The sequence below is a fragment of the Sulfitobacter sp. M39 genome (assembly GCF_021735935.1).
Taxonomy (GTDB): domain Bacteria; phylum Pseudomonadota; class Alphaproteobacteria; order Rhodobacterales; family Rhodobacteraceae; genus Sulfitobacter.
In genome coordinates this window covers 748,317-772,350 of record NZ_WMDZ01000001.1, presented here as the reverse complement: position 1 = coordinate 772,350, position 24,034 = coordinate 748,317, and the positions used below count along the sequence as shown (strand labels likewise).

The window sequence follows — 24,034 nt, the reverse complement described above, 5'->3', positions numbered from 1 at the left end:
TCCCTTTTCATCTGCGGGCTTTGACAGCCCCTGCGCTCATTGCCACGGGTTTAACACGCGCGGCGGTCAGAGTGGATAGTAAATAAGTTAGCGTTAACATTTGTTAGCGTTAGCAATTAGCGAAGATCGCCCGCCCCGTCTATGCCCACCACAATATGACAGCACGATGACACCGCACCGCGCAAGGCCGCGCCACATTCATGGCCCGCCGCCTTGAACCCACACCGGCCAACCCATAGCTTGGCCCCACCCCACACGCAGGAGAGCATAATGCCCACACAACAGGAAATCGAACTTCAGGCTGCGGCGTTTCGCCGGCTGCAACAGCACCTGATGCAAGACCGCACGGACGTGCAGAACATCGACATGATGAACCTGGCCGGATTTTGCCGCAACTGCCTGTCGCGCTGGTATCAAGAAGCCGCAAACGAACGCGGGATCGACATGGGCAAGGAAGAAGCGCGCGAGCTGTTCTACGGCATGACCATGGACGCATGGAAAGCCAACTATCAGACCGACGCGAAGGACGCGCAGAAAGAAGCGTTCAAGGTCGCCTTCGAACAGAACGTCGGGGAAAAGGGCTGACCGCGCGCAGCCAGCCCCTTGGCAAGGCGGGTTAGACCGCCGCCTTGCGCATCTCGTCCAGATAGATCTCGCGCAGCCGCGGCGCGACCTTGCCCGGTGTTCCATCGCCCAAGGCCACGCCGTCGATCTCGACCACGGGCATGACAAAGGCGCTGGCGGAGGTGGTAAACGCCTCGTCCGCCTGCTGCGCTTCGTGGATGGTAAAGTTACGCTCTTCCACCACCATCTGCGCCTCTTTGGCGAAACGCAGAACCGCAGCGCGGGTGATGCCGTGCAAAATCTCGTTGCTCAGGGCGCGGGTGATGATCTTGTTGCCCATCACAATATAGGCGTTGTTGCTGGTGCCTTCGGTGACAAAGCCGTCCTCGACCATCCAGGCATCATCGCAGCCCGCCTTCTTGGCCATCATCTTGCCCATCGACGGGTACAAAAGTTGCACCGTCTTGATGTCGCGGCGGCCCCAGCGGATGTCCTCGATGCTGATGACCTTGGCACCTTTCTTGGCGGCAGGGCTGTCGGCCAGACCCGGCTTGGACTGGGTGAACAAGACAATCGTCGGCTCCGTCGTCTCGGGGTCAGGGAAGGCAAAGTCGCGATCCCCGTCCGACCCGCGCGTGATCTGCAAATAGATCAGCCCCTCGTCGATCTCGTTCACGCGCACCAGCTCGCGGTGTACCTCCAGCAGGTCCTCCTTCGAGATCGGGTTTCGCATCTGCAATTCATTCAGCGACCGGCTCAGCCGGATCGCGTGGCCGTCAAAGTCGATCAGCTTGCCGTCCAGCACGCTGGTGACCTCATAGACCCCGTCCGCCATAAGAAACCCGCGATCAAAAATCGAAACCTTGGCTTCGGTCTCGGGCAGGTATTCGCCGTTCACATATACAGTCCGCATGTCTTATCCCCAAAGCTTGGCCGCAGGCGGATGCACCCCGGCGGCGTCAAATGTCAAAGCGTTCTCGCGGTCTTCGGCCAGAAGCAGCGGGCCGTCAAGGTCCACGACCTTCGCCCCCTGTGCCACCAGCACCGCCGGAGCCATCGCGAGCGACGACCCGACCATGCAGCCCACCATGACCTCAAAGCCCTGTGCGACTGCCGCATCGCGCAGCGCCAGCGCCTCTGTCAGACCACCGGTCTTGTCCAGCTTGATGTTGACCACATCGTATTTGCCCTTCAGCCCAGCAAGGCTCGCACGGTCATGACAGCTTTCATCGGCACAGACCGGCACGGGCCGCTCCATCCCGATCAAGGCATCGTCATCCCCTGCGGGCAAAGGCTGTTCAACCAATGACACACCCAGCCGCACCAGATGAGGGGCAAGATCGGCGTATACCGCGGCCGACCAGCCCTCATTCGCATCGATGATGATCTGCGCATCAGGGGCACCGGCGCGCACAGCCTCAAGGCGGGGCATATCATCCGGCGTGCCCAGCTTGATCTTCAACAGCGGGCGATGCGCGTGCAAGGCGGCCTGTTCGCGCATCTTTTCGGGGCTATCCAACGACAGGGTAAAGGCCGTGATCTCGGGCCCCGGTCGCGCCAGCCCCGCCAGTTCCCACACAGGCTTACCCGCCTGCTTGGCTTGCAGATCCCACAGGGCACAATCCACTGCATTGCGCGCTGCACCAGCCGGCAGCAGGTCATATAGCGCATCACGCGTCAGCGGCCCGCGCAGCGCTTCGATCTCTGCCGTGACCGACTCCAGCGTCTCGCCATAACGGGCATAGGGCACACATTCGCCCCATCCCGTCGCGCCGCCATCGGTGATCCTCACCGTGAGCACCTGCGCCTCGGTCCGCGATCCACGCGAAATGGTAAAGACCTGCGCCAGCCGAAAGACATCCCGGCTTACCTCAATACGCATATCCGCTCCTTCATTTTGCCACTTAAACTCTCCCCGAAGGGCCGATCAGAGGGCTGCCAAAGCATCCGCCAATCTTGCGGCACCTTGGCGGAACGGGTCCACGGCTGGCAAGCCCAAGCGTTGTTCGACCTCGGCCAGATAGGCGTCTGCCTCTGCCTCCGACAGATGCTGGGTGTTGATCGAGATACCGACCACCTGACAGCCTGCGTTGGCAACCTTTGCCAGTGTCAGTGCCACGTCGCGCACGTCTTCCAACGTGGGCAGCGTGTAGTCGGGCAGACCGCGCATGGTCTTGCGGGTCGGCTCGTGACACAGGATCAGAGCATCGGGTTGGCCGCCGTGGATCAGCGCCATGGTGACACCGGAATAGGACACGTGAAACAGGCTGCCCTGCCCTTCGATGATATCCCAGTGATCATCGTCATTGTCGGGGGTCAGATACTCGACCGAGCCGGCCATGAAATCCGCGATCACGGCATCCAAAGGTACGCCTTCGCCGGTGATCAGAATACCGGTCTGGCCCGTCGCGCGGAAGCTGCTTTTCAGCCCCTTCTCTTTCATCGCCGCGTCTAGCGCCAGCGCGGTATACATCTTGCCGACCGAACAATCGGTACCGACCGCCAGCACGCGCTTGCCGCTGCGTTTGACGCCATTCGCAATCGGGTACTGCACCGACGGAATACGCACGTCATGCAAGGTACGCCCGTGTTTCTCGGCAGCAGCCACCAGCTCTGGCTCGTTGCGCAGCAGGTTATGCAAGCCGGATGCCAGATCGAAGCCGGCCTCCAGCGCGTCGACCAGCACGGCGCGCCATGTGGCGCTGATGGTGCCCCCGCGGTTGGCGACGCCAATCACCAAGGTCTGCGCGCCGGCCTCTTTCGCTTGCGCAAGCGTCATATCGGTCAGACCCAGATCCGCTTTGCACCCGTCCAGCCGCAGCTGACCGACGGCATTTTCAGGACGCCAGTCCTTGATGCCCTGCGCCACTTTAACCGCAAGGTGATCCGGCGCGTCGCCCAGAAAAAGAAGATAAGGTGTTTTGATCATGATCACATGCTCCTGCAATTTGGCTTTGGCTCAGTTTCGCAGCCTTTCAGCGCGATAAGGTTGCAAATGAATGGTAGGTGCAAGAGATCGCGCGGAAATTTTGCGGGTATCTGCCGATGCAAGCAAGAACTGTGCACAGAATTTCAGCCGCCGATGCTGCAGGTGCGAGATCACCCTTGCAGGGCGCAGCGCAATTTAATACCACCCAAGGCAAGCAAGTCGTAACTTTATTACTCAAGGATTCCGCATATGAGCTTTCGCATCCAGCCTACAGCACCTGCACGTCCCAACCGCTGCCAATTGTTCGGCCCCGGTTCGCGCCCGGCAATCTTCGAAAAAATGGCAAGCTCTGAAGCCGATGTGATCAACCTTGATCTGGAAGACAGCGTTGCCCCCACGGACAAGGACAGCGCCCGCGCCAACATCATCAAGGCGATCAGCGATGTAGACTGGGGCGACAAAACACTGTCCGTGCGGATCAACGGGCTGGATACACCTTACTGGTACCGCGATGTCGTCGATCTGCTGGAGCAAGCGGGCGAGCGTCTGGACCAGATCATGATCCCCAAGGTCGGCTGCGCCGCTGACGTCTATACCGTCGACGCGCTGGTCACGGCGATCGAAACCGCCAAGGGCCGCACCAAGAAAATCTCGTTCGAGGTGATTATCGAATCGGCCGCAGGCATCGCCCACGTCGAAGAGATCGCCGCCGCCAGCCCGCGCCTGCAAGCGATGAGCCTTGGTGCGGCCGACTTTGCCGCCTCTATGGGGATGCAGACGACTGGCATCGGTGGCACGCAAGAAAACTATTACATGCTGCGCGACGGGACCAAGCATTGGTCCGATCCGTGGCATTGGGCGCAGACCGCCATCGTTGCCGCCTGCCGGACCCACGGCGTGCTGCCGGTCGATGGTCCGTTCGGTGATTTCTCGGACGACGAAGGCTACCGCGCGCAGGCGCGTCGGTCGGCAACTTTGGGCATGGTCGGCAAATGGGCCATTCACCCCAAACAGATCGCCGTCGCGAACGAGGTCTTCACTCCTTCGGAAGAAGCCGTCGCTGAAGCGCGCGAAATTCTGGCCGCGATGGAAACAGCCAAGGCCAACGGCGAGGGTGCGACCGTCTACAAAGGCCGTTTGGTCGACATCGCCAGCATCAAACAGGCCGAAGTCATCGTGCGCCAGTCCGAGATGATCGCCTCGCGCTAACCCCGCGATACTGGACAGCGGCGCGAGGCGACCCTCGCGCCGCGACAGCCCCCCGCAGCAAAGCGGGCTTGGCATGCCCCGCGGCTTGGGGCATCAAGGCAGCATGACCATCGATGTCCTCTCTGCGCTCGCGCTTTTCGCGCTGATCACCTCAATCACGCCGGGGCCGAACAACCTGATGCTGATGGCATCGGGCGCGAACTTCGGCTTTGCGCGCACGGTCCCGCATATGATGGGCATCACTCTTGGTTTTATGGTCATGTTGCTGCTGGTGGGCTTTGGCCTGATCCGCGTGTTTGACGCCTTTCCTGTCATCTATACGGTGCTCAAGATCCTGAGCCTGATCTATCTGATCTACCTTGCCTATAAGATCGCCACTGCCGCCCCGGTGCAAAGCGCAGACCCGAACGCCAAGCCGCTGAGCTTTCTGCAAGCGGCGGGGTTTCAATGGGTCAACCCCAAGGCTTGGGCCTTTGGTCTTAGCATCATCACGATCTACGTGCCCTCTGCTGGCATATTGCCGCTGGTGATCACGGCGCTTGTCGTGGCGGTGATGGCGCTGCCGTCGGTCACCCTTTGGACCCTTCTTGGCGGGCAGATGGCCCGTTTTCTAACCAATCCCCGGCGTTTGCGGGTGTTTAACGTGACCATGGCCGCGCTGCTTGTGGCGTCGCTGCTGCCCGCCCTTTGGCCGGCCAGCTGACAGGTTCCGTTGCAAAGACCGCAAATCAACGCCATATAGCCCTGAACAAAGCGCGGAGCAGGTGATGACACAGTATCTGGATTTCGAAAAACCACTGGCCGAAGTTGAAGGCAAAGCGGAAGAGCTGCGCGCTCTGGCGCGGTCCTCCGAAGGGATGGACGTGAGCGCCGAAGCCAAAACGCTGGACGAAAAAGCCCACCAAATGCTTGACGATCTGTACAAGTCGTTGACGCCGTGGCGCAAATGTCAGGTGGCACGTCACCCCGACCGGCCCCATTGCAAAGACTATATCGAGGCCCTGTTTACCGAATACACCCCGCTGGCAGGGGACCGGAATTTTGCCGATGATCTTGCCGTAATGGGCGGTCTGGCACGGTTCAACGACACGCCTGTCGTCGTGATCGGCCACGAAAAGGGCAACGACACCAAATCCCGTATCGAACGCAATTTCGGCATGGCCCGCCCCGAAGGCTACCGCAAAGCCGTGCGCCTGATGGAATTGGCCGACAAGTTCGGGCTGCCCGTGATCACGCTGGTGGACACCCCCGGTGCCTACCCCGGTAAAGGCGCGGAAGAGCGTGGCCAATCCGAAGCCATCGCCCGCGCGACCGAGAAATGTTTGCAGATCGGTGTGCCGCTGGTTTCTGTCATCATCGGTGAAGGTGGGTCCGGCGGGGCGGTTGCCTTTGCCACGGCGAACCGCGTCGCCATGCTGGAACATTCTGTCTATTCCGTGATCTCGCCCGAGGGCTGCGCATCAATCCTGTGGAAAGACGCCGAGAAAATGCGCGAGGCCGCCGAAGCGCTGCGCCTGACCGCGCAAGATCTGAAACAGCTGGGCGTCAACGACCGCATCATCCCCGAACCCCGTGGCGGCGCGCATCGGGATCAGAAAGAGGCGATTGCATCGGTGCGCAAGGCGATTGCCGCGATGCTGGATGACCTGTCGGGCAAAGACCCAAAGGCGCTGGTGGCTGATCGTCGCAAGAAATTCCTCGACCTCGGGGCCAAGGGGCTGGCGGCGTAACCAACGCCGCCCGCTGGCGCATCACGTCGCCAGCATCCGCAGACCTTGGGTCACATCGGTGCGCACGGCCAGCCGCAGTCCCGGTTCGTCGCCCGCGCGCAGCGCCGCGATAATCAGCTTGTGAAAATGCGGCGGCTCTGTCCGTCTGAGCCGCCCATAAAGCGCCCGCATCGTCGGGCCCATCTGCAGCCAGACCGTTTCCGCCATCGCCAGCATCGCAGGGGCCTGCGCCCGCAGGTATAGGGTGCGGTGAAATTCCAGATTGGTGCGAATATAGCTCACCGCGTCACGGTGGATCACCGCATCCGAGATGGCATTGTTGATCGCCTGCATCCGGTCGATCAGCGCTAGGTGGGCCCGCGGCAGGGCGCGGCTCGCCAGCTCCACCTCGATCAGGGCACGCAGGGCGGCCAGCTCCTCGATCCGTTCGTTGCTAAGCTCCGGCGTCGATATCCGGCCAGAGGCCGACATGGTCAGCGCCCCTTCCGCCGCCAGCCGCCGCACGGCCTCGCGGGCGGGGGTCATCGACACCTCGTATTCCTTCCCGATTCCCCGCAGGGTCAGCGCCTGCCCCGGAGCCAGATCGCCGTGCATGATGCGGGTCCGCAACTGCCGATAGACACGGTCATGGGCCAAAGGATGCGCATCAAGGGGACGAGGGTTCAGGTTCATATCGCCGTTGTGATCACGAATCGCTGCTGCGTCAATGGCGCAACGTGGACGCGCCCTATGCCTGCGTGGTAAACTTGAACCGGTGCAGGTCGCTGCCGTGGGTGCGCAGCCAGCCACGCGCCTCTTGATAGGGTCCGTAAATCCTTTCAACCTCGGCCCAAAAGGCGGGCGAATGGTTCATCTGCGCCAGATGCGCGACCTCGTGGGCGGCGACGTAATCAAGCACGTCGGGCGGCGTCAGGATCAAGCGCCACGAAAACATCAGCCCCCCGTCCGAGGTACAAGACCCCCACCGCGACCGCGTATCCCGCAAGGTCAGCTTGCTATAGGGCCTCCCCAGCAGCGCACTATAATCGTCGCAGGCCCCGGTCAGCCGGTCCCGCGCCAGCTCTTTCAAATGCGCGGCAAGCCGTGTCGGCACACGCGCTGCCGGGCCGGGCACGGAAATCGTATCGGTCCCCAGCACCACCCGCCTGCCCTGCCCCGCCTCAACCCGCAGCATCCGACCGCCCAAGGGAAACTCGGCCCCGATACCCACCAGAACATCAGCGCCGCGCGCTTCCAGATGTTGCCGAATCCACGCCTCCTTTTCGCGGGCAAAGGCGATTCCCTCGGCCTCTTTCAAGCGTTTCGGCATGGTAAGCGTCACCCGCCCATCCAGCTGCGATATCCGCAATGATATCCGCCGCGCCCGCGCAGAGCGGCGCAGGATCAGCGGGATAGGCGGGTTTCCGGGCAGGACAGGATCAGGCATTTCAGGGTTCCGGGTCGCGATGGGGTGGCGATTGCCTTTGACAGTGCCTATCTCATATGGCACTTGGCCTGAATCATCTATACGCAACAACACTTTCAAAAAGGGGACTTCGATGCCCAATGAAGAATGGGGAACCAAGCGCCTGTGCCCCACAACGGGCAAGCGGTTCTACGACCTGAACAAAGATCCGATCATCAGCCCTTACTCCGGCGAAGTGGTCGAGGTGGATAACTCCAAATCCCGCATGATCGCCGCAGACGCCGAAGATGCCGTTACAGCCAAAGCCAAAAAAGGCAACTCGGATGATGACGAGACATTGGTAGATGACGACGATGTAGATGTGGATCTGGACGACGACATCCTGGACGATGACGACGACGATGATGATACCGTTCCACTCGAAGAAATCGCCGACGTTGCATCCGACGACGAAGATTGATTGATTTTTGCGAGGGCGGGATAGATTTTCCTCTTGATCCCGCCTTCGCGACCGCCTATTCAGCGGCGCATCGGCCTTGAATGGTTGATACACTTCCCGGATCTCTGATCCACGATGGGGCCTTAGCTCAGCTGGGAGAGCGCCTGCATGGCATGCAGGAGGTCAGCGGTTCGATCCCGCTAGGCTCCACCAAACACCACCCTACATTCCAGCACACACGTCACGCACCACGCGGGGCTGACTGACGCGCGTCCGCAAGGCGGACACTCTGAGTCAGCGGTTCGATCCCGCTAGGCTCCACCAAACACCACCCTACATTCCAGCACACACGTCACGCACCACGCGGGGCTGACTGACGCGCGTCCGCAAGGCGGACACTCTGAGTCAGCGGTTCGATCCCGCTAGGCTCCACCAAACACCACCCTACATTCCAGCACACACGTCACGCACCACGCGAGGCTGACTGACGCGCGTCCGCGAGGCGGACACTCTGAGTCAGCGGTTCGATCCCGCTAGGCTCCACCAAACACCACCCTACATTCCAGCACACACGTCACGCACCACGCGGGGCTGACTGACGCGTTTCAACGTTTCCGACGTATCGCACGCCTACATGCGTACACAACGCCCGCAGTCACGCTGACGCCAGCAAAGACCCACCCAAGCGCAACCAGCAGAGTATGCCGTATCGGGTGGTAGTTGCGGAAATAGGCCCATGTGTCGGTGTAGGGGATGCTTTCGACCCAGTGCTGCACCCCAAGGAATGCGACGATGCCAAGGCAAAGCGCGCCTGAGGCGAAGAACACCCAAATGACCGCTCGGTCCGTCACCTTTCCCATTGCGCACCCCGCCCGTTGAAACGCCGCCCCATCCCAAGCTGTACGGCAAGGAACAGCCGCGCACAAAATTAAATTGGCCGCGCCACTAGACGACCGGTCTATTACTTCTTATCTCCCCCCGTATGACAGAGCAAAAGAAATCAGATCAAACGCGGCTAAAGATACTGACCGCCGGACGTGCGCTGATCAGCAAGCACGGGTTTGGCGCTGTCGGGCTGGCGCGCATCCTGAGGGAAAGTGATGTCCCCAAGGGGTCGTTCTATTATTACTTTCCGTCCAAGGATGCCTTTGGCCAGGCCTTGCTGCACGACTATGTCGACGATTATCTGGCGCGCATGGATGCGCTGTGCAGCGGGTCGGGTTCTGCCCGTGACAAGCTGCTGTCGTTCTGGTCTGCGTGGCTTGCCCATGCCCATTCCGAAGGCATCGCCAACCAGTGCCTCGTTGTGAAGCTTGGGGCCGAGGTTGCCGATCTGTCCGACGACATGCGGCGCATCTTGGATGATGGCGTGGCACAGTTGGTCGGCCGCATCGCACAGCTGCTGGTTGCCGGGGCCGAAGAAGGCTCAATCCCACCAGTCGATGAAGCACGGGCGGCAGCGCAGATGCTCTATGCCAAGTTTCTGGGGGCCGCGATCCTGTCGAAACTGTCGCAGGATCAGATCCCGTTGCAGCAGGCTTTGTCAGAAACCACCGATTTTCTAACCATTCGATAACCACAAGAAAGCGAGACCACCATGAAAGCAGCAGTGCACAATAGCTTTGGCGAACCCATCGACGTCATCGAAGCGACCGATATCGACACCCCCACCGCAGGGGCGGGCGAGGTTCTGGTCAAGATGACCCTGTCGCCCATCCACAACCACGATCTTTGGACGATCCGCGGGAACTACGGCTACAAGCCCGAGCTTCCCGGCGCGATTGCCGGCAGCGAAGGGCTTGGCACCGTCGAGGCTGTCGGTGAAGGCGTGGACGACGCGATGGTCGGCCAGCGTGTGTCGATCGCGGGCGTGCACGGCACATGGGCCGAATACTTCGTCGCCCCCGCCACTGGCGTTCTGCCCCTGCCCGACATGATCTCGGACGTTGCTGGCGCACAATTGATCGCGATGCCCTTCAGCGCCATCTCTTTGCTGGAAACGCTTAAGGCGCAGAAAGGCGACTGGATCGTCCAGACCGCAGCAAACGGGGCCGTCGGCAAGATCATGACCACGCTCGCCAAAAGCCGCGGCATCAACCTGCTGAACCTCGTGCGGCGCGAAGACGCTGTGACAGAGCTGACGGATCTGGGCATCGACAACGTGCTGTCGACCTCGGAAGCGGGCTGGCAGGATAAAGCGCGCGAAATCATTGGCGAAAAAGGTGCCGCATCCGCGATCGATTCCGTGGGGGGCGATATTTCTGCCGATCTGGTCGATCTGCTGGGACTGGACGGGGAGCTTGTTGTGTTCGGGACCGCGACCGGTGCGCCGATGCCGCTGAACTCTGGCGCGCTAATCATGAAGCATATCACCGTCAAAGGCTTCTGGGGCTCCCGCGTGAGCGGCGACATGGACCCCGAAGAGCGCAAACGCCTGATCACTGAACTGGTTACGCTGGTCGCCAAAGGCGAGTTGGTGCTGGAAGACGGTGGGCAGTTCGGGCTGGATGATCTCTCTGGTGCGCTGAAAGCCTCGCTGACACCGGGCCGCCCCGGCAAGGTGATGATCCGCGGCTAAACGCAGCCGGATACCACAGAACCAAACAGGGCGGCCCTTGATCCGGGATCAAGGGCCGCCCTGCTTTCATCTCGACACCCAAGTTTGGGCGGCTGCGCTTAGAACGGCAGCCCCGTATAATTCTCTGCCAGATCGCGCCGTGCTGTTTCGCTTTGCGCCAGATGGGCCAGCGACGCCCGCCGCATCTGCGGGGCGAAACTGTCTTCGCCCTCGAACTGATGCAGCATTGTTGTCATCTGCCAGCTGAACCGCATCGCCTTCCAGATCCGCGACAGCGCATGGGCGGAATAACCGTCAACCCCGCTGTGATCCCCTCGCTTCAGCGCGGCAATCAGTGCGTCATGCAGATAGAAGACATCGGACACCGCGAGGTTCAGCCCTTTGGCACCGGTGGGCGGCACGATATGCGCGGCATCCCCCACCAGAAACAGGTTTCCCCACCGCAAAGGCTCGCTCACGAAGGAGCGCAGCGGCGCGATGGATTTCTCGATCGACGGGCCGGTCACAAGCGCCTCTGACACAGGTCGCGGCAAACGTTGCTTCAGTGCCTCCCAGAAGCGGTCATCGCTCCAATCCTCGACCTTTTCGGTCGACGACACCTGAATGTAATAGCGGCTCAGGCTTGCGCTACGCATGGAGGCAAGAGCGAAGCCCTGCGCCGAACTGGCATAGATCAATTCATCGTTCACCGGTTTCGTGCGCGACAGAATCCCGAGCCAGCCAAAGGGGTAGACCCGTTCAAACTCCCGACGTTTGGCGGCGGGGATCGTCGCGCGGCTGACACCGTGGAACCCATCACAGCCCGCGACGTAGATGCAGCTGATCTCTTGCCGCTGGCCGTCTTTGGTGAAGGATACCGTGGGCGCTTTGCTGTCCGCACCGTCGATCACCACATTTTCGACCTCGTGAATGATCGTCGTGCCCATCCGGTCCTGTGCGTCGTACAGATCGCGGGTGACCTCTGTCTGGCCATAGACCATGACCTTCTTGCCGATCAGCTTGTGGAAATCGATATGCACCATCTGATCGTTGTCAGTCAGGTAGCAGCCTTTGTGCGGCAAGCCCTGTTGGTCCATCCGTGCACCGACACCGGCATGGCGCAGCAGGTTCATTGTGCCGTCCTCAAGCACGCCTGCGCGGATGCGAGACAGCACGTGTTCACGGGTGGTCCTTTCAAGCACGACAGTGCTGACGCCTGCGTCGTTCAGCAATTGCGACAGCAGCAAGCCCGATGGCCCGCCGCCAATAATGACGACTTCGGTTTTCATATAGCTGCTCCCTGCCTGACTGCCGGATTAACCTATTGTACGGAACGTGCATGATGAATGGATCGTTAGCGCAATTGCTGGTACAATCCGTGCATGACAGAGCTTTCTCCGATCCCCAGCTATGCGCTTTTTGGCGAAACCAAAGACTTTCCCGATGTGCTGCATTGCGAACGGATCAAGGACCGCGCACCAGATCACGCGTGGCACATCGCGCCACATCGGCACGCGCAGCTGGCGCAGGTGCTCTACATCCTTTCGGGGGGTGGCACGGCGAACATCGATGGCGACCGCTTTGCCCTGACGCAGGGATCGGTCGTCTTTATCCCGCCCCGCATGGTGCATAGTTTCGACTTTGCCCCCAACACCCAAGGCATGGTGCAATCCTTTCCCATTGCGATCCTGCACAGCATCGGGCCCGTCAATGCCGAGGTCGCACAGGCGTTGACCAAGCCGACGGTTGGTCGCGCCGCGGGCCCGCTGATCGCGCTGATGACCCAGCTGGAAACCGTGGCGGCCCAGACGGGGGCGCCGTTTCGGGCGCAGATTGCCGTGGGGCTGGGACATGCGGTTCTGGCCAGCATCGCGGCATGGGGGACAACGCAAAACCGCAGTAACGACGCACCGCAGGATGATCGCCTGTCGCGGCTCGACCAGCTTATCGGCGATCCGGGCAGTGCGGGCTGGACGGCCAAGGACTTTGCCAGCACCCTCGGGATCAGCACCGGACATCTGTCGCGCCTGTGCCGCGCGGCAAAGGGGCTGTCCGCCACCGCCTACATCGAAGCCCGCCACGTCGAGGAAGCCTGCCGCATGCTGGCCTTTACCCGCCTGTCAGTGGCCGAGGTTGGCTATCGTCTGGGGTTCGCCGATCCGTCCTATTTCTCGCGCCGTTTCCGCACCGTACAGGGGGTGACCCCGTCGCAATACCGTCAGCAATTCGTAACCTGAGATCACGACTAAAGGACCACAGGTTGAAGACTGGGCAAATCAGTGCTCACAAAACTGACAAATGTCAGAATTATTAACCGTTATCGCTAACAGCCGTTTGACCTACCCCAAATGATACGTGAAGGTGACGTTAGGGAGCCTGCGCAACCCGTGCCGCGCAGATAAGAGAAACCGAAGTTTCTGGGAGGAAATAGAATGACAAAAGGCAATATGAACCGTCGCACCATGCTGCGCGGCGCCGCGCTTGGCGCGTTGGCGACACCGGCGCTGGTCGGCAAAGGGATCGCACAGGGCAAAGTCAACTGGCGCGTGCAAGCCCATTGGCCCAAAGCGTCCAGCTCTTTCACCGACAGCCTTGGCAAATTGGCCGAAGTGCTTGAGACGCGTACCGAAGGCGCGTTCAAAATGGATCTGCTGGGTGCCGGCGAATTCGCCAAAGGGCCCGACATCTACAATATCGTGCGCAAGGGCGTGGTGCCGATGGGGACGGTCAGCCCGTCCTATGTACAAGATCAGGCGCAGGCCGCGTCCTTCCTGTTCGGCATCCCCGGCACCTTCCGTCAGGCCTGGGAAATGGAACACGCGGTCAAGAACCTTGGCCTTGAGGCGCTGGTGAACGAAGACCTGAACGCCGATGGCGTGATGATGAAGACGGAGAAAGTCCTGCCCGTCGAAATCGTCGTGTCGAAAAAGATCGAATCCGCCGAAGACTTCAAAGGGCTCAAGCTGCGGTCGTCGGGTACGATGCTGGATTACCTGCAATCCGCCGGTGCCGCGCCGCAATACATCCCCGGGTCCGAACTCTATCAATCGCTCAGCTCGGGCGTTGTGGATGGCGCACATTGGGGCGCTGCCGTGGGGGCGAAATCCATGTCCCTCTGGGAGGTCTGCAAATACCACTACAAACCCGCGCTTGGTCAGACCACCGACGCCTTTATCCTGAATATGGAGGCCGTCGACGGGCTGGAGGACGATCTGCGCACTGCCCTGCTCGACACGATGGAGACGCGGTTCTTCCAGCGGTCGGCCGAATACCAGCACGCCGAAGCCATCGCGATTTCTTCGGGCATTGCCGAGAACAACATCGAAGTATCCGAATTGCCCGACGACGTTCTGGCGATCCTTGCCGATGCCTCGGCCAAGATCCTCGACACAGAGGCGCAGAAAGGCGAACGCGCAGCGAAGGCGGCGGATATCTACAAAACCTTGATGACCGACCTCGGCTACCTCTAGGGGCCTGATCCGGGGGTTAAACCCCGGTGATGCCACAGTGAAAATCAATGTAGCCGCCTGACATGTCCCTGCATTTCGGGCGGCTTCTTTTATGTCTTGAGGGAGAAACGTTTTGTTTAAACTTGCGCGCTTCATCACGCAATTGAACCGCATTATCGGCTATTGGATCAGCTTTTGCGTGCTGATCATCTTTGCCTTGCTGCTGGCCGATGTGGTCATGCGCTATCTGATCGGGCAGCCCGCGATCTGGACTGCCGAACTGGCGACGCTGATCTTTGGTGTCTATGCGATCATCGGGGGCGGTTATCTGCTGACCGAACGCGGTCACGTGAACGTCGATATCATCTACGGCCAGTTTTCCCCCAAACGCAAAGCCTTGGTGGACATCGTGACATGGCCGCTGTTCCTGATCTTTGTCGGCGTGCTGCTGTGGCAAGGCTACGACATCGCGTCCGAAGCCATCGCGGATATGGAGCGGTCGAACTCTGTCTGGAAGGCCCCGCTGTGGCCGACAAAATCGCTGATCCCCGTCGCCGCCTTGCTGCTGTTGTTGCAGGGCTTTGTACGCCTTTGGGCCGATGTGCGCACCCTGATGGGGCTGCCCAATGATCCCGCGATCTTTGGACAACCGGCCGCCGGCGACACCCACGCCGCCCAAGCCGCAGGAGGCCAGTCATGAGCGTTGAAATCCTGACCATGCTGTTCTTTGGCGCGCTGCTGTTGTTTGTGATGCTCGGCACGCCGCTGGCCTTTGCCCTTGGGGGGATATCGGTCATCTTCCTCTATGCGGAAATGGGCGATCTGGGGTTCTATCTGCTCGCCTCCAAAATGTGGGAAACGATGCAATCCCCCACGCTGATGGCAATTCCGCTGTTTGTCTTCATGGCGATCCTGCTTGAAAAATCGGGGGTCGCGAATGACCTTTACGATATGATGCACGAATGGTGGGGCGGGCTGCGCGGCGGTCTGGCCATCGGCACGGTGCTGATCTGCGTGATCTTTGCCGCCATGTCGGGCATCTCGGGTGCGGCGGTTGTCACGATGGGGACAATTGCGCTGCCCAAGATGCTGGAACGCGGCTATGACAAGAAGCTCGCGCTTGGGGCCATTAACGCGGGCGGGGGTTGGGGCATCCTGATCCCGCCGTCGATCCTGATGGTACTGTATTCGCTGCTGACCGAAGTGTCGGTCGGGCGTCTGTTTGCGGCCGGTATCGGGCCGGGGCTGCTGCTGTTCTTCCTTGTGTCCGTCTATATCGGCGGACGCTGCTGGATGCAGCCGGAACTGGGTCCCGCCCTCCCGAAAGAGGAACGCGCGAACTGGGGGCAGAAACTGCGGTCTCTCAAGGCGGTGATCCTGCCGATCCTGATCGTGGTGATCGTGCTGGGGGCCATCTTTGGCGGGTTCGCCACCCCGACCGAAGCCGCCGCCATCGGTGTCTTTGGTGCGATGGTCGCCACGGGCGTGAACCGGCAACTGTCATGGGCCGTGATCCGTGACGCCTCTGTCGCGACGCTGAAACTGACCGCGCTGATCATGTGGATCCTGTTCGCGGCCCACGCCTTTAGCACGGCCTATACCGCGCTTGGGGCACAAAGCCTGATCCAGGATATGATGAACCTTGTGCCCGGTGGGCGTTGGGGGTCGCTGGTATTTATGCTGGCGGTGCTTTTCATCCTTGGCATGGTGCTGGATCCGGTGGGGATCATGCTGATCACCCTGCCTGTGTTCCTGCCCGTGGTGCAGAGCTATGGCTTTGATCCGATCTGGTTCGGCATCCTCTTCATCATCATGATGGAGGTCGGGTATATGACCCCGCCCTTCGGCTTTAACCTCTTTTACCTCAAAGGGGTGGCCCCGCCGGACGTCACAATGGGCGATATCTATGCCTCTGTGACGCCTTACGTGATCGTGACGCTGATCGGGGTCTTGCTGATCATCCTGATCCCCGAGATCGCGACCTATCTGCCCAAGTATTTCTACGGGTAGACCGCTCATGCTTTTGCTTTGACCCGCGGCACGCCTGCGGGTCAAAGCCCCTGACGGAATATGCTCAAATAATAGGCAGCTGTCGAGTTACAGCCTGAAATTGCGCCAAAAATGCCCGTTTCGGATCGCACCCGACGGGAATCACGCTATCCAGATGGGAGTTATTTTCAGCTGGACGAGGCCCCCCATCAACATCGCCGCCCATACCGATCAGGCTTTCTCCGTGCCGATGCAACCCCGCGCCCGCGGGGCGTTGCGCATCAGCAGCAAGACCTATGGCAGCGCGTCCGTGATTGGCGATCTCTACCAGCAAGGCTGCTTCAAGGCGCTGTTTCCACGCGCGGCGGCGGGCGGGCTGACGGGGGTTTTCCTCAATACTTCGGGCGGAATGACGGGCGGCGATGAACTGTCGATCACCGCCACGGCGGGTGCGGGCAGCCGGCTGACCCTGACCAGCCAAGCGGCCGAGCGCGTCTATCTGGCGCAACCCGGCCCCATGGCGCAGATGACCACGCGGCTGGATGCCGAAGCGGGGGCACGGGTCGATTGGCTGCCGCAAGAAACGATCCTGTTCAACGGCTCCGCCCTGCGCCGCAAGCTGGAGGTGGACCTGACGGACGACGCCTGTTTCTTCGGTGTAGAGCCGCTGGTCTTTGGCCGCGTCTCCATGGGCGAGACGCTGCGCGACGCGCGCTTTGCCGATAACATCACGATCCGCCGCGACGGGCACCCTATCTTTGCCGATGCTGTGCGTTTGTCCGGCGATATCCACGCGCAACTTACTGGCACCGCCACGGCGGGCGGCAACTGCGCTATGGCGAGCGTGATCTACGCCGCCCCCGATGCCGAGGCGCTGCTTGCCCCCCTGCGCGCGCTGCTGCCTGCCAGAGCCGGTGCCAGCCTGATCCGCGACGGCGTGCTTTATGCGCGGCTCCTCGCGCCCGACAGTTACATCCTGCGCCAGTCTCTGGTGCCGATCATCGCCCGCCTGCACGGCGCGGCCCCTCCTAAAACATGGATGCTTTGACATGCAGCTGACCCCCCGTGAAAAAGACAAACTGCTGATCGCCATGGCGGCCGAAGTCGCGCGCAAGCGTCTGGCCCGTGGCGTCAAGCTGAACCACCCCGAGGCGATTGCCCTGATCACCGACACCGTCGTCGAAGGCGCGCGCGATGGCCGCAGCGTGGCCGAGATGATGCAGGCTGGCGCCCAGGTCATCACCCGCGACGACTGTATGGAGGGCATCGCCGAGATGATCCACGACGTGCAGGTCGAAGCCACCTTCCCCGACGGAACCAAGCTGGTCACCGTGCACAACCCTATCCGCTAGACACCATTCGCAAGAAAGGCCCCTGCTATGAAACATCTGATGATCCTGCCCGCCGCCCTGATGGCCGGCCCTGCCCTTGCCCACCCCGGTGTGCATATCGCCCCCCACGGGGCCGAATGGATGCCTGTCTTCATGGGGCTCGCCGTCATCGCAACCGTCGCGGCCATCGCGCTGCGGGGGCGGGTCAAGGCCCCCCAAAAGGCGCGCAAATGATCCCCGGAGAGGTGCTGTGCGCCACAGGGGACATCACCCTGAACGCCGATCGCACGGCCATCACCCTGATGGTTGCCAATACCGGTGACCGGCCCGTGCAGGTCGGCAGTCACTACCACTTTGCCGAAACCAACCCCGCGCTCGACTTCGACCGCGCCGCCGCGCGTGGTCACCGTCTGGACATCGCCGCCGGCACCGCAGTGCGCTTTGAACCCGGTCAACGCCGCGAGGTGCAGCTGATCCCGCTGGCGGGCGACCGTAAGGTGTATGGGTTCAACGCTGAAGTGATGGGCGCGCTCTAAGGCGCTTCGAGGAAAGAGAGACCAATGACCACCACACTCCCCCGCTCTGAATATGCAGCGATGTATGGCCCCACCACGGGTGACCGACTGCGACTGGCCGACACCGATCTTATCATCGAGGTGGAACGCGATCTGACCACCTATGGCGAAGAGGTGAAATTCGGCGGCGGCAAGGTGATCCGCGACGGGATGGGCCAGTCGCAGGTCACGCGGGCAAACGGTGCGGTGGATACTGTGATCACCAATGCGCTGATCGTGGATCATTCGGGCATCTACAAGGCGGATGTCGCGCTGAAAGACGGGCGCATCGCGGCGATTGGCAAGGCGGGCAACCCCGACACCCAACCCAATGTCGATATCATCATCGGACCGGGGACCGAGGTGATCGCAGGCGAAGGCCGCATCCTCACCGCGGGCGGTTTCGACAGCCACATCCACTTTATCGCGCCCCAGCAGATGGAAGACGCGCTGCATTCCGGCGTGACCACCTGCTTTGGCGGCGGCACCGGTCCTGCGCATGGCACGCTTGCCACCACCTGCACCCCCGGCCCGTGGCACATAGGGCGCATGTTGCAGGCGATGGATGGTGTGGTGATGAACATCGGTCTCTCGGGCAAGGGCAACGCCAGCCAACCCGGCGCGCTGGTTGAAATGGTGAACGGCGGGGCCTGCGCGCTGAAGCTGCACGAGGATTGGGGCACCACCCCCGCCGCGATTGATTGCTGCCTGTCGGTCGCCGACGATATGGACGTGCAGGTGATGATCCACACCGACACGCTGAACGAATCCGGCTTTGTCGAACATACGCTTGGCGCGATGAAAGGCCGGACCATCCACGCCTTCCACACCGAGGGCGCAGGCGGTGGCCACGCCCCCGACATCATCAAGATTTGCGGCGAAGAACACGTGCTGCCGTCTTCGACCAACCCGACACGCCCCTTCACGGTGAACACGCTCGAAGAGCATCTGGACATGCTCATGGTCTGTCACCACCTTGATAAATCCATCCCCGAAGACGTTGCCTTTGCCGAAAGCCGGATCAGACGCGAAACGATTGCCGCCGAGGATATCCTGCATGACATCGGCGCGTTCTCTATCATCGCCTCTGACAGTCAGGCCATGGGCCGTGTGGGCGAGGTGCTGATCCGCACATGGCAAACCGCTGACAAGATGCGCAAGCAGCGCGGGCGCTTGCCGGAAGAAACCGGCGACAACGATAACTTCCGCGTCAAACGCTATATCGCGAAATACACGATCAACCCCGCCATCGCCCATGGTGTCAGCCGCGAGGTCGGGTCGATCGAGGTCGGCAAGAAGGCCGATCTGGTGCTGTGGAACCCCGCCTTCTTTGGTGTGAAGCCGGAAATGGTATTGATGTCGGGCATGATCGTGGTGGCGCAGATGGGCGATCCGAATGCGTCGATCCCCACGCCGCAACCGGTCTATACCCGTCCGATGTTCGGGGCCTATGGCAGTGCGCTCCAGCATTGTGCGGTGACCTTTATCTCGGAAGCCGCGCAATCGAACGGGCTGCGCGACAGCCTTGGCCTGCGCAAACAGACCATTGCCGTTCAAAACACCCGCAACATCGGCAAATCCGATCTGATCCATAATGCGGCCACCCCCAAGGTAGAGGTAAACCCCGAAACCTACGAAGTCCGCGCGGACGGCGAGCTGCTGACCTGCGCGCCCGCTGAAACCGTCCCCATGGCGCAACGCTATTTCATGTTCTGAGGCCCCTAGATGACCGACCTTCCTCCCGCCCATACGATCAAGCGCCACGGCCAGTGGGACCATGCGGATGACAGCTGCGTGCTGACCTATGACGACCGCTTCCTGCGCCGCAAACGCTTGCTGACCAGCCATAACCGCGGATTCCTCGTGGACCTCGCCCATACGGAATCGCTGAACCACGGCGATGCGTTCGAGCTTGAAGGCGGGCAGATCATCGAGGTCATCGCGGCCAAGGAAGCCTTGCTGGAAATCACCGGCGACGATCTGGTGCGGCTGGCATGGCATATCGGCAACCGGCACTGCCCCTGCCAGCTTGAACCCGCCCGCCTGCTGATCCAGAACGACCATGTGATCCGCGACATGCTGACCAAGCTCGGCGCGACGTTGCGGGATGTGTCCGAACCGTTCATTCCCGAGGGCGGTGCCTATGGCCACGGGCGCACCCACAGCCACGCACATTAGGCCCGCCGGACGATGCAAACCCAAGCCCTGATCACGCTCGCGCAATGGCTGTCGCCCAGCTTTCCCATCGGCGCGTTCAGCTATAGCCACGGGCTGGAAATGGCCGTGCAGGACGGCACCATTCACGATGCGGCCAGCCTTCAGGCGTGGCTGTCGGATATCATCACCCACGGTGCAGGCCGGACCGATGCGATCCTGCTGAACGCTGGCTTTGCGGGTAAGGGGGTGGACGAGGTGGATGCGCTGGCGCGCGCGCTGGCCCCCTCGTCAGAGCGGCTGACCGAGATGACCCAGCAGGGCGCGGCCTTTGTGCGGGTGGTCAATGACGTCTGGGGGCATGACCTCCCCGACCTGACGCTGCCCGTCGCCTTTGGCGCGGCTTGCGCGGCGCAGGGGCTGCCCGTGGCACAAGGCGCGCAGCTGTTCCTGCACGCCTTCGTCAGCGCATTGGTGTCTGCTGCAATCCGCGCGGTGCCCTTGGGGCAAACGGACGGGCAGCGGGTGATCACCGCCCTTGCCCCGCTGTGCCACCAAACGGTGACGCTGGCCCTGACCCAAACCATCGACGACATCGGCAGCGCCTGTTTTCTGGCCGATATCGCGTCGATGCGACATGAAACGCTTTACTCAAGGATGTTCCAGACATGACCTCCCCCCATGGACCGCTTCGTATTGGCATTGGTGGCCCCGTTGGCGCGGGCAAGACAACGACGACCGCCGCCCTGTGCCGTGCTATGCGCGACCGCTGGTCGATCGGCGTGATCACCAATGATATCTACACCCAAGAGGACGCCGAAGCGCTCATGCGGCTTCAGGTCTTGCCGCAGGACCGGATCATCGGGGTCGAGACGGGCGGCTGCCCCCACACCGCCATCCGCGAGGATGCGTCGATCAATCTTGCCGCCGTAGCCCGGATGCGCGACCGCCACCCCGATCTGGACTGTGTGCTCATCGAATCCGGTGGCGATAACCTGTCGGCGACCTTCAGCCCCGAGCTGGCGGATGTGACGCTTTATGTCATCGACGTTGCTGCGGGCGAAGAGATCCCGCGCAAGGGCGGGCCAGCGATCACCAAGTCGGATATCCTGATCATCAACAAAACCGACCTCGCCCCGCATGTGGGCGCATCACTAGAGGTGATGGACCGTGACGCCAAACGGATGCGCGGCGATCTGCCCTATCTCTTTGCCGAGATGAAACACGATAAGGGTGTGGCAGAGCTGCTGGACCTAATTGTCAAAATCGGCGGCCTTCGGCCGGTTCCCGAAAATTAACAATTTGCAATAATAGTGGCGGAATTTTGCCCACAGGAATCCTGACGCTTTGTTTTTCGGCAAGAATCGCGGAATGTCTGCCGGACTTTACTGGGACAGTAAGGTGAATGAAACGGGCAGCAGGACAGATAAATGAGCGTGAAACGCCAGTGGTCATCGAAAGTTGGAATTCCTTTTTTGTGTGTGGCCCTGCTGATGACAGCAGCCTGCGCCCGCGGCCCGTCTGAAATTCAGACCATTGGTCAGGCGGGTATCAACCCCGACCTGCACGCCATGGCGATCCGCGAGGTTCGCGTTTTGCAATCCAAAGGGCAGCGCGTCTGGTGCGTGCCCTTCGCACGCAATGCCAGCGGCGTTCAAATCCGCGGCAATGCCAATACGTGGTGGGCGCAAGCCAACGGCCTGTACGAACGCGGCAAAGAACCCGTCGTCGGGTCGGTCATGGCGTTCAAAGGCACCAGCCGGAACCCTATGGGCCATGTTGCCGTCGTCTCCGAAGTCGTTTCCCCGCGCGAGATCAAGGTCGATCACGCCAATTGGAAGCGCAACAAGATCTCGCTTGGGATGAGCGTACAAGACGTATCTCCGCTGAACGACTGGTCCGATGTGCGCCTTGAAAGCCAGGCTGGGTCCTACGGCAGTGTCTATCCGATCAACGGGTTCATCTATCCCGATGCGAAATCCGCGCCGTCGAACGAGATGACGCAGCCCCCCGTGTTCGCATTTTCAGCGGCACCGACACAAAGCAACTGACCAATGGGGCCGCAGGGCCCCTCAAGGTTGCAAATCTGCTGACACTGGCGTTGGGTAGGCACATCTAAACATCAGGATGCCCCCAATGACCCAGCAGCAGAATGCCTCTTGGCAGATCACCAAACCCGCGACCCGCAGCCGCAAGGGGATCGTCGCCTCGCAAAGCCGTGTCGCCGCGCAGGTCGGGGCGGATGTCATGGCGCAGGGCGGCAATGCGGTGGATGCGGCGATTGCCACCTCCTTTGCGCTTGGCGCGGCTGAACCCTGGATGAGCGGTATGGGCGGCGGCGGCTTTATGGTCGTGCGCATGGCGGGCGAAAAGACGGCCAAGGTCATCGAATTCGGGATGAAATCCCCCAAGGGGCTGGATGTCGCGGACTATCCCATCGTGGGCGGCAAGGCGGGCGATCTGTTCCCCTGGCCTTCGGTGCTGGAAGACCGCAATGTGTTTGGGGCCAAGGCGATTGCCATTCCCGGTCAGGTCGCGGGCATGGGTCTGGCGCATGAAAGCTTTGCCACGAAACCTTGGGCCGATCTGCTGGCGCCTGCGATCAAGCTTGCCGATGATGGTCTGCCTGTGGACTGGTACACACAGCTGATCCTTGGCGGCTCGGCCAAAGACCTCGCCCCCTTCCCCGCCTCGGCCGAGACGTTTCTGGACGAAGACGGCTTTCCCAAATCCTCTGGCTGGACCGCCTTGGGCGAGACGAAATGCGACCTTAGCCGTCTTGCCGCGTCGCTGCGCACCGTGGCCAAGGACGGACCACGCGCGTTTTACGAGGGGCCTTTGGCGCAGTCTATCGTGGCCGATCTGCAAGCCGCCGGCGGGCACCATACGGCGGAGGATCTGGCGCAGTATCAGGCGACATTGGTCGACGCGATGCACTATGCCTATCGCGGGCACGAGGTCATCGCCACACCGACCCTGACCGCTGGCCCGACCATGCGCCGCGCGCTTGACCTGATGACCGCCTGGCAGCCCGGCACCGACACCCCCGACGCCGAGGCGTTCATTGCCTATGACCGTGCCATCCGGCAGGCCAACCAGGAACGCTATGACACGATGGGCGATATCGAACATGAACCCGACCCGTCCTGCACCACACATTTCAGCGTCGTTGATGCGGCAGGCAATATGGTCGCCGTCACCCAAACGCTGCTGTCGATCTTTGGCTCGCGGATGATGTTGCCGCAATCGGGCATCCTGATGAACAACGGCATCATGTGGTTTGACCCTGAACAGGGCAAGCCGAACTCGCTTGGGCCGGATAAACGCTGCCTTGCGAATATGTGCCCCACGCTGCTGGAGCGTGCCGACGGTGCGCAATTCGCGCTTGGGGCATCGGGCGGGCGCAAGATCATGCCCGCTGTGGTCGAACTGACATCCCTGCTGCTGGACTACGGAATGGATCTGGAAACCGCCTTTCATGCGCCGCGCACGGATATGAGCCTTGCCGATGTGACCATCGTGGATCTGGCGCTGCCGCCGCAAGTGATCGCGACGTTGCAAGACACACTGGACAATGTGGTGACCGCGCCGCGCACGATCTTCCCCTATCACTTCGCCTGCCCCTCAGCCGTCGGGCGTGCGGGCGATGAAAATACCGGCGTGACAGAGGTGATGTCCGCGTGGGGGGATGCCGTCAGCGCCTGAAACAGCGACGGGCAAGCAT

The 24,034-nt window shown here is 61.4% G+C and carries 28 protein-coding genes and 1 tRNA gene; 22 read left to right on the top strand and 7 right to left on the bottom strand.

From position 1 onward, the window contains the following. The first annotated feature begins 270 nt into the window (after positions 1-270). Positions 271-585, top strand: a complete 315-nt coding sequence (locus tag GLP43_RS03720; RefSeq protein ID WP_009825922.1) for a DUF1244 domain-containing protein — start codon at positions 271-273, stop codon at positions 583-585. Positions 586-616: 31 nt separating this feature from the next. Here GLP43_RS03720 and GLP43_RS03715 read toward each other — a convergent pair whose 3' ends face one another. The 3 genes from GLP43_RS03715 to dgcN are packed head-to-tail and all read right to left on the bottom strand — an operon-like array spanning position 617 to position 3,493. After that, positions 617-1,477, bottom strand: coding sequence for a D-amino-acid transaminase (locus GLP43_RS03715; RefSeq protein WP_237278244.1), 861 nt, complete (start codon positions 1,475-1,477; stop codon positions 617-619). A gap of 3 nt (positions 1,478-1,480) precedes the next feature. Beyond that, positions 1,481-2,446: an N-acetyl-D-Glu racemase DgcA gene (gene dgcA / locus GLP43_RS03710; protein WP_237278243.1), complete on the bottom strand. Its 966-nt coding sequence runs from the start codon at positions 2,444-2,446 to the stop codon at positions 1,481-1,483. 45 nt (positions 2,447-2,491) lie between these two features. Next, a complete protein-coding gene (gene dgcN / locus GLP43_RS03705; protein WP_237278242.1) occupies positions 2,492-3,493 on the bottom strand; it encodes an N-acetyltransferase DgcN in 1,002 nt (333 codons plus the stop codon). 249 nt (positions 3,494-3,742) lie between these two features. Here dgcN and GLP43_RS03700 point away from each other — a divergent pair, with 249 nt between their 5' ends. The 3 genes from GLP43_RS03700 (at position 3,743) to GLP43_RS03690 (ending at position 6,432) form a co-directional block, all read left to right on the top strand. After that, a complete protein-coding gene (locus tag GLP43_RS03700) occupies positions 3,743-4,702 on the top strand; it encodes an L-malyl-CoA/beta-methylmalyl-CoA lyase (protein WP_237278241.1) in 960 nt (319 codons plus the stop codon). Between the two features lie 73 nt (positions 4,703-4,775). Further along, positions 4,776-5,405, top strand: a complete 630-nt coding sequence (locus tag GLP43_RS03695) for a LysE family translocator (protein ID WP_064216324.1) — start codon at positions 4,776-4,778, stop codon at positions 5,403-5,405. A 64-nt stretch (positions 5,406-5,469) separates the two neighbouring features. Beyond that, complete coding sequence (locus GLP43_RS03690; protein ID WP_237278240.1) at positions 5,470-6,432, top strand: acetyl-CoA carboxylase carboxyltransferase subunit alpha; 963 nt, start codon at positions 5,470-5,472, stop codon at positions 6,430-6,432. Positions 6,433-6,453: 21 nt separating this feature from the next. Here GLP43_RS03690 and GLP43_RS03685 read toward each other — a convergent pair whose 3' ends face one another. Next, positions 6,454-7,104, bottom strand: coding sequence for a GntR family transcriptional regulator (locus GLP43_RS03685; protein WP_005851189.1), 651 nt, complete (start codon positions 7,102-7,104; stop codon positions 6,454-6,456). A 55-nt stretch (positions 7,105-7,159) separates the two neighbouring features. Beyond that, entirely contained in the window at positions 7,160-7,858 is a 699-nt protein-coding gene (locus GLP43_RS03680; RefSeq protein WP_237278239.1) for a M48 family metallopeptidase, read from the bottom strand. Between the two features lie 112 nt (positions 7,859-7,970). On the opposite strand from GLP43_RS03680, the gene GLP43_RS03675 reads away from it, so the two are divergent. Then, positions 7,971-8,297, top strand: coding sequence for a TIGR02300 family protein (locus GLP43_RS03675; protein ID WP_237278238.1), 327 nt, complete (start codon positions 7,971-7,973; stop codon positions 8,295-8,297). Between the two features lie 116 nt (positions 8,298-8,413). Further along, positions 8,414-8,489 (top strand) — tRNA-Ala (locus GLP43_RS03670). Between the two features lie 392 nt (positions 8,490-8,881). Here GLP43_RS03670 and GLP43_RS03665 read toward each other — a convergent pair. Continuing rightward, on the bottom strand, positions 8,882-9,136 hold the full coding sequence (locus tag GLP43_RS03665) for a hypothetical protein (RefSeq protein ID WP_237278237.1): 255 nt from the start codon (positions 9,134-9,136) through the stop codon (positions 8,882-8,884). Between the two features lie 122 nt (positions 9,137-9,258). Between GLP43_RS03665 and GLP43_RS03660 the strand changes: the two genes are divergently transcribed. After that, positions 9,259-9,852: a TetR/AcrR family transcriptional regulator gene (locus GLP43_RS03660; protein WP_237278236.1), complete on the top strand. Its 594-nt coding sequence runs from the start codon at positions 9,259-9,261 to the stop codon at positions 9,850-9,852. A 21-nt stretch (positions 9,853-9,873) separates the two neighbouring features. Next, complete coding sequence (locus GLP43_RS03655) at positions 9,874-10,854, top strand: zinc-binding dehydrogenase (protein WP_237278235.1); 981 nt, start codon at positions 9,874-9,876, stop codon at positions 10,852-10,854. Positions 10,855-10,952: 98 nt separating this feature from the next. Here the strand turns inward: GLP43_RS03655 and pobA are convergent, their stop codons facing one another. Next, positions 10,953-12,122, bottom strand: coding sequence for a 4-hydroxybenzoate 3-monooxygenase (pobA, locus tag GLP43_RS03650; protein WP_237278234.1), 1,170 nt, complete (start codon positions 12,120-12,122; stop codon positions 10,953-10,955). A gap of 93 nt (positions 12,123-12,215) precedes the next feature. Here pobA and GLP43_RS03645 point away from each other — a divergent pair, with 93 nt between their 5' ends. The 14 genes from GLP43_RS03645 (at position 12,216) to GLP43_RS03580 (ending at position 24,015) form a co-directional block, all read left to right on the top strand. After that, the gene (locus GLP43_RS03645) at positions 12,216-13,070 is read left to right on the top strand and encodes a helix-turn-helix domain-containing protein (RefSeq protein ID WP_237278233.1); all 855 of its coding nucleotides are present in this window, start codon (positions 12,216-12,218) and stop codon (positions 13,068-13,070) included. Positions 13,071-13,265: 195 nt separating this feature from the next. Then, positions 13,266-14,303 (top strand): TRAP transporter substrate-binding protein, encoded by a 1,038-nt coding sequence (locus GLP43_RS03640; protein ID WP_237278232.1) that lies wholly within the window; start codon positions 13,266-13,268, stop codon positions 14,301-14,303. A gap of 112 nt (positions 14,304-14,415) precedes the next feature. Continuing rightward, positions 14,416-14,982: a TRAP transporter small permease subunit gene (locus tag GLP43_RS03635; RefSeq protein ID WP_237278231.1), complete on the top strand. Its 567-nt coding sequence runs from the start codon at positions 14,416-14,418 to the stop codon at positions 14,980-14,982. Further along, on the top strand, positions 14,979-16,292 hold the full coding sequence (locus GLP43_RS03630; protein WP_237272395.1) for a TRAP transporter large permease: 1,314 nt from the start codon (positions 14,979-14,981) through the stop codon (positions 16,290-16,292). The genes GLP43_RS03635 and GLP43_RS03630 overlap by 4 nt, the downstream gene beginning before the upstream one ends. 154 nt (positions 16,293-16,446) lie before the next feature. Further along, positions 16,447-17,319 (top strand): urease accessory protein UreD, encoded by an 873-nt coding sequence (locus GLP43_RS03625; protein WP_237278230.1) that lies wholly within the window; start codon positions 16,447-16,449, stop codon positions 17,317-17,319. Between the two features lies 1 nt (position 17,320). Continuing rightward, positions 17,321-17,623: an urease subunit gamma gene (locus tag GLP43_RS03620; RefSeq protein ID WP_005851167.1), complete on the top strand. Its 303-nt coding sequence runs from the start codon at positions 17,321-17,323 to the stop codon at positions 17,621-17,623. A gap of 27 nt (positions 17,624-17,650) precedes the next feature. Further along, positions 17,651-17,836, top strand: coding sequence for a hypothetical protein (locus tag GLP43_RS03615; protein ID WP_237278229.1), 186 nt, complete (start codon positions 17,651-17,653; stop codon positions 17,834-17,836). After that, the gene (locus tag GLP43_RS03610) at positions 17,833-18,138 is read left to right on the top strand and encodes an urease subunit beta (protein ID WP_093731515.1); all 306 of its coding nucleotides are present in this window, start codon (positions 17,833-17,835) and stop codon (positions 18,136-18,138) included. Before GLP43_RS03615 ends, GLP43_RS03610 begins: the two co-directional genes overlap by 4 nt. Positions 18,139-18,162: 24 nt before the next feature. Further along, on the top strand, positions 18,163-19,872 hold the full coding sequence (ureC, locus tag GLP43_RS03605) for an urease subunit alpha (protein ID WP_009825906.1): 1,710 nt from the start codon (positions 18,163-18,165) through the stop codon (positions 19,870-19,872). 9 nt (positions 19,873-19,881) lie between these two features. Next, positions 19,882-20,334 (top strand): urease accessory protein UreE, encoded by a 453-nt coding sequence (locus GLP43_RS03600; RefSeq protein WP_005851160.1) that lies wholly within the window; start codon positions 19,882-19,884, stop codon positions 20,332-20,334. Between the two features lie 12 nt (positions 20,335-20,346). Continuing rightward, positions 20,347-20,982, top strand: coding sequence for an urease accessory protein UreF (locus GLP43_RS03595; protein WP_237278228.1), 636 nt, complete (start codon positions 20,347-20,349; stop codon positions 20,980-20,982). Next, positions 20,979-21,608, top strand: a complete 630-nt coding sequence (ureG, locus tag GLP43_RS03590) for an urease accessory protein UreG (RefSeq protein ID WP_005851157.1) — start codon at positions 20,979-20,981, stop codon at positions 21,606-21,608. The genes GLP43_RS03595 and ureG overlap by 4 nt, the downstream gene beginning before the upstream one ends. A gap of 132 nt (positions 21,609-21,740) precedes the next feature. Then, on the top strand, positions 21,741-22,361 hold the full coding sequence (locus GLP43_RS03585) for a CHAP domain-containing protein (protein ID WP_005851155.1): 621 nt from the start codon (positions 21,741-21,743) through the stop codon (positions 22,359-22,361). A gap of 85 nt (positions 22,362-22,446) precedes the next feature. Next, on the top strand, positions 22,447-24,015 hold the full coding sequence (locus GLP43_RS03580) for a gamma-glutamyltransferase (RefSeq protein WP_237278227.1): 1,569 nt from the start codon (positions 22,447-22,449) through the stop codon (positions 24,013-24,015). Positions 24,016-24,034 lie beyond the last annotated feature (19 nt).

What these genes read in the sequence shown, in the direction of transcription:
- ureG (WP_005851157.1), top strand. Translation starts at nt 20,979, where the DNA reads ATGACCTCCCCCCATGGACCGCTTCGTATTGGCATTGGTGGCCCCGTT.
- GLP43_RS03680 (WP_237278239.1), bottom strand. Translation starts at nt 7,858, where the DNA reads ATGCCTGATCCTGTCCTGCCCGGAAACCCGCCTATCCCGCTGATCCTG.
- GLP43_RS03675 (WP_237278238.1), top strand. Translation starts at nt 7,971, where the DNA reads ATGCCCAATGAAGAATGGGGAACCAAGCGCCTGTGCCCCACAACGGGC.
- GLP43_RS03595 (WP_237278228.1), top strand. Translation starts at nt 20,347, where the DNA reads ATGCAAACCCAAGCCCTGATCACGCTCGCGCAATGGCTGTCGCCCAGC.
- GLP43_RS03660 (WP_237278236.1), top strand. Translation starts at nt 9,259, where the DNA reads ATGACAGAGCAAAAGAAATCAGATCAAACGCGGCTAAAGATACTGACC.
- GLP43_RS03580 (WP_237278227.1), top strand. Translation starts at nt 22,447, where the DNA reads ATGACCCAGCAGCAGAATGCCTCTTGGCAGATCACCAAACCCGCGACC.
- pobA (WP_237278234.1), bottom strand. Translation starts at nt 12,122, where the DNA reads ATGAAAACCGAAGTCGTCATTATTGGCGGCGGGCCATCGGGCTTGCTG.
- GLP43_RS03700 (WP_237278241.1), top strand. Translation starts at nt 3,743, where the DNA reads ATGAGCTTTCGCATCCAGCCTACAGCACCTGCACGTCCCAACCGCTGC.
- ureC (WP_009825906.1), top strand. Translation starts at nt 18,163, where the DNA reads ATGACCACCACACTCCCCCGCTCTGAATATGCAGCGATGTATGGCCCC.
- GLP43_RS03685 (WP_005851189.1), bottom strand. Translation starts at nt 7,104, where the DNA reads ATGAACCTGAACCCTCGTCCCCTTGATGCGCATCCTTTGGCCCATGAC.
- GLP43_RS03655 (WP_237278235.1), top strand. Translation starts at nt 9,874, where the DNA reads ATGAAAGCAGCAGTGCACAATAGCTTTGGCGAACCCATCGACGTCATC.
- GLP43_RS03610 (WP_093731515.1), top strand. Translation starts at nt 17,833, where the DNA reads ATGATCCCCGGAGAGGTGCTGTGCGCCACAGGGGACATCACCCTGAAC.
- dgcA (WP_237278243.1), bottom strand. Translation starts at nt 2,446, where the DNA reads ATGCGTATTGAGGTAAGCCGGGATGTCTTTCGGCTGGCGCAGGTCTTT.
- GLP43_RS03720 (WP_009825922.1), top strand. Translation starts at nt 271, where the DNA reads ATGCCCACACAACAGGAAATCGAACTTCAGGCTGCGGCGTTTCGCCGG.
- GLP43_RS03645 (WP_237278233.1), top strand. Translation starts at nt 12,216, where the DNA reads ATGACAGAGCTTTCTCCGATCCCCAGCTATGCGCTTTTTGGCGAAACC.
- GLP43_RS03665 (WP_237278237.1), bottom strand. Translation starts at nt 9,136, where the DNA reads ATGGGAAAGGTGACGGACCGAGCGGTCATTTGGGTGTTCTTCGCCTCA.
- GLP43_RS03585 (WP_005851155.1), top strand. Translation starts at nt 21,741, where the DNA reads ATGAGCGTGAAACGCCAGTGGTCATCGAAAGTTGGAATTCCTTTTTTG.
- GLP43_RS03600 (WP_005851160.1), top strand. Translation starts at nt 19,882, where the DNA reads ATGACCGACCTTCCTCCCGCCCATACGATCAAGCGCCACGGCCAGTGG.
- dgcN (WP_237278242.1), bottom strand. Translation starts at nt 3,493, where the DNA reads ATGATCAAAACACCTTATCTTCTTTTTCTGGGCGACGCGCCGGATCAC.
- GLP43_RS03630 (WP_237272395.1), top strand. Translation starts at nt 14,979, where the DNA reads ATGAGCGTTGAAATCCTGACCATGCTGTTCTTTGGCGCGCTGCTGTTG.
- GLP43_RS03690 (WP_237278240.1), top strand. Translation starts at nt 5,470, where the DNA reads ATGACACAGTATCTGGATTTCGAAAAACCACTGGCCGAAGTTGAAGGC.
- GLP43_RS03615 (WP_237278229.1), top strand. Translation starts at nt 17,651, where the DNA reads ATGAAACATCTGATGATCCTGCCCGCCGCCCTGATGGCCGGCCCTGCC.
- GLP43_RS03620 (WP_005851167.1), top strand. Translation starts at nt 17,321, where the DNA reads ATGCAGCTGACCCCCCGTGAAAAAGACAAACTGCTGATCGCCATGGCG.
- GLP43_RS03625 (WP_237278230.1), top strand. Translation starts at nt 16,447, where the DNA reads ATGGGAGTTATTTTCAGCTGGACGAGGCCCCCCATCAACATCGCCGCC.
- GLP43_RS03695 (WP_064216324.1), top strand. Translation starts at nt 4,776, where the DNA reads ATGCCCCGCGGCTTGGGGCATCAAGGCAGCATGACCATCGATGTCCTC.
- GLP43_RS03640 (WP_237278232.1), top strand. Translation starts at nt 13,266, where the DNA reads ATGACAAAAGGCAATATGAACCGTCGCACCATGCTGCGCGGCGCCGCG.
- GLP43_RS03715 (WP_237278244.1), bottom strand. Translation starts at nt 1,477, where the DNA reads ATGCGGACTGTATATGTGAACGGCGAATACCTGCCCGAGACCGAAGCC.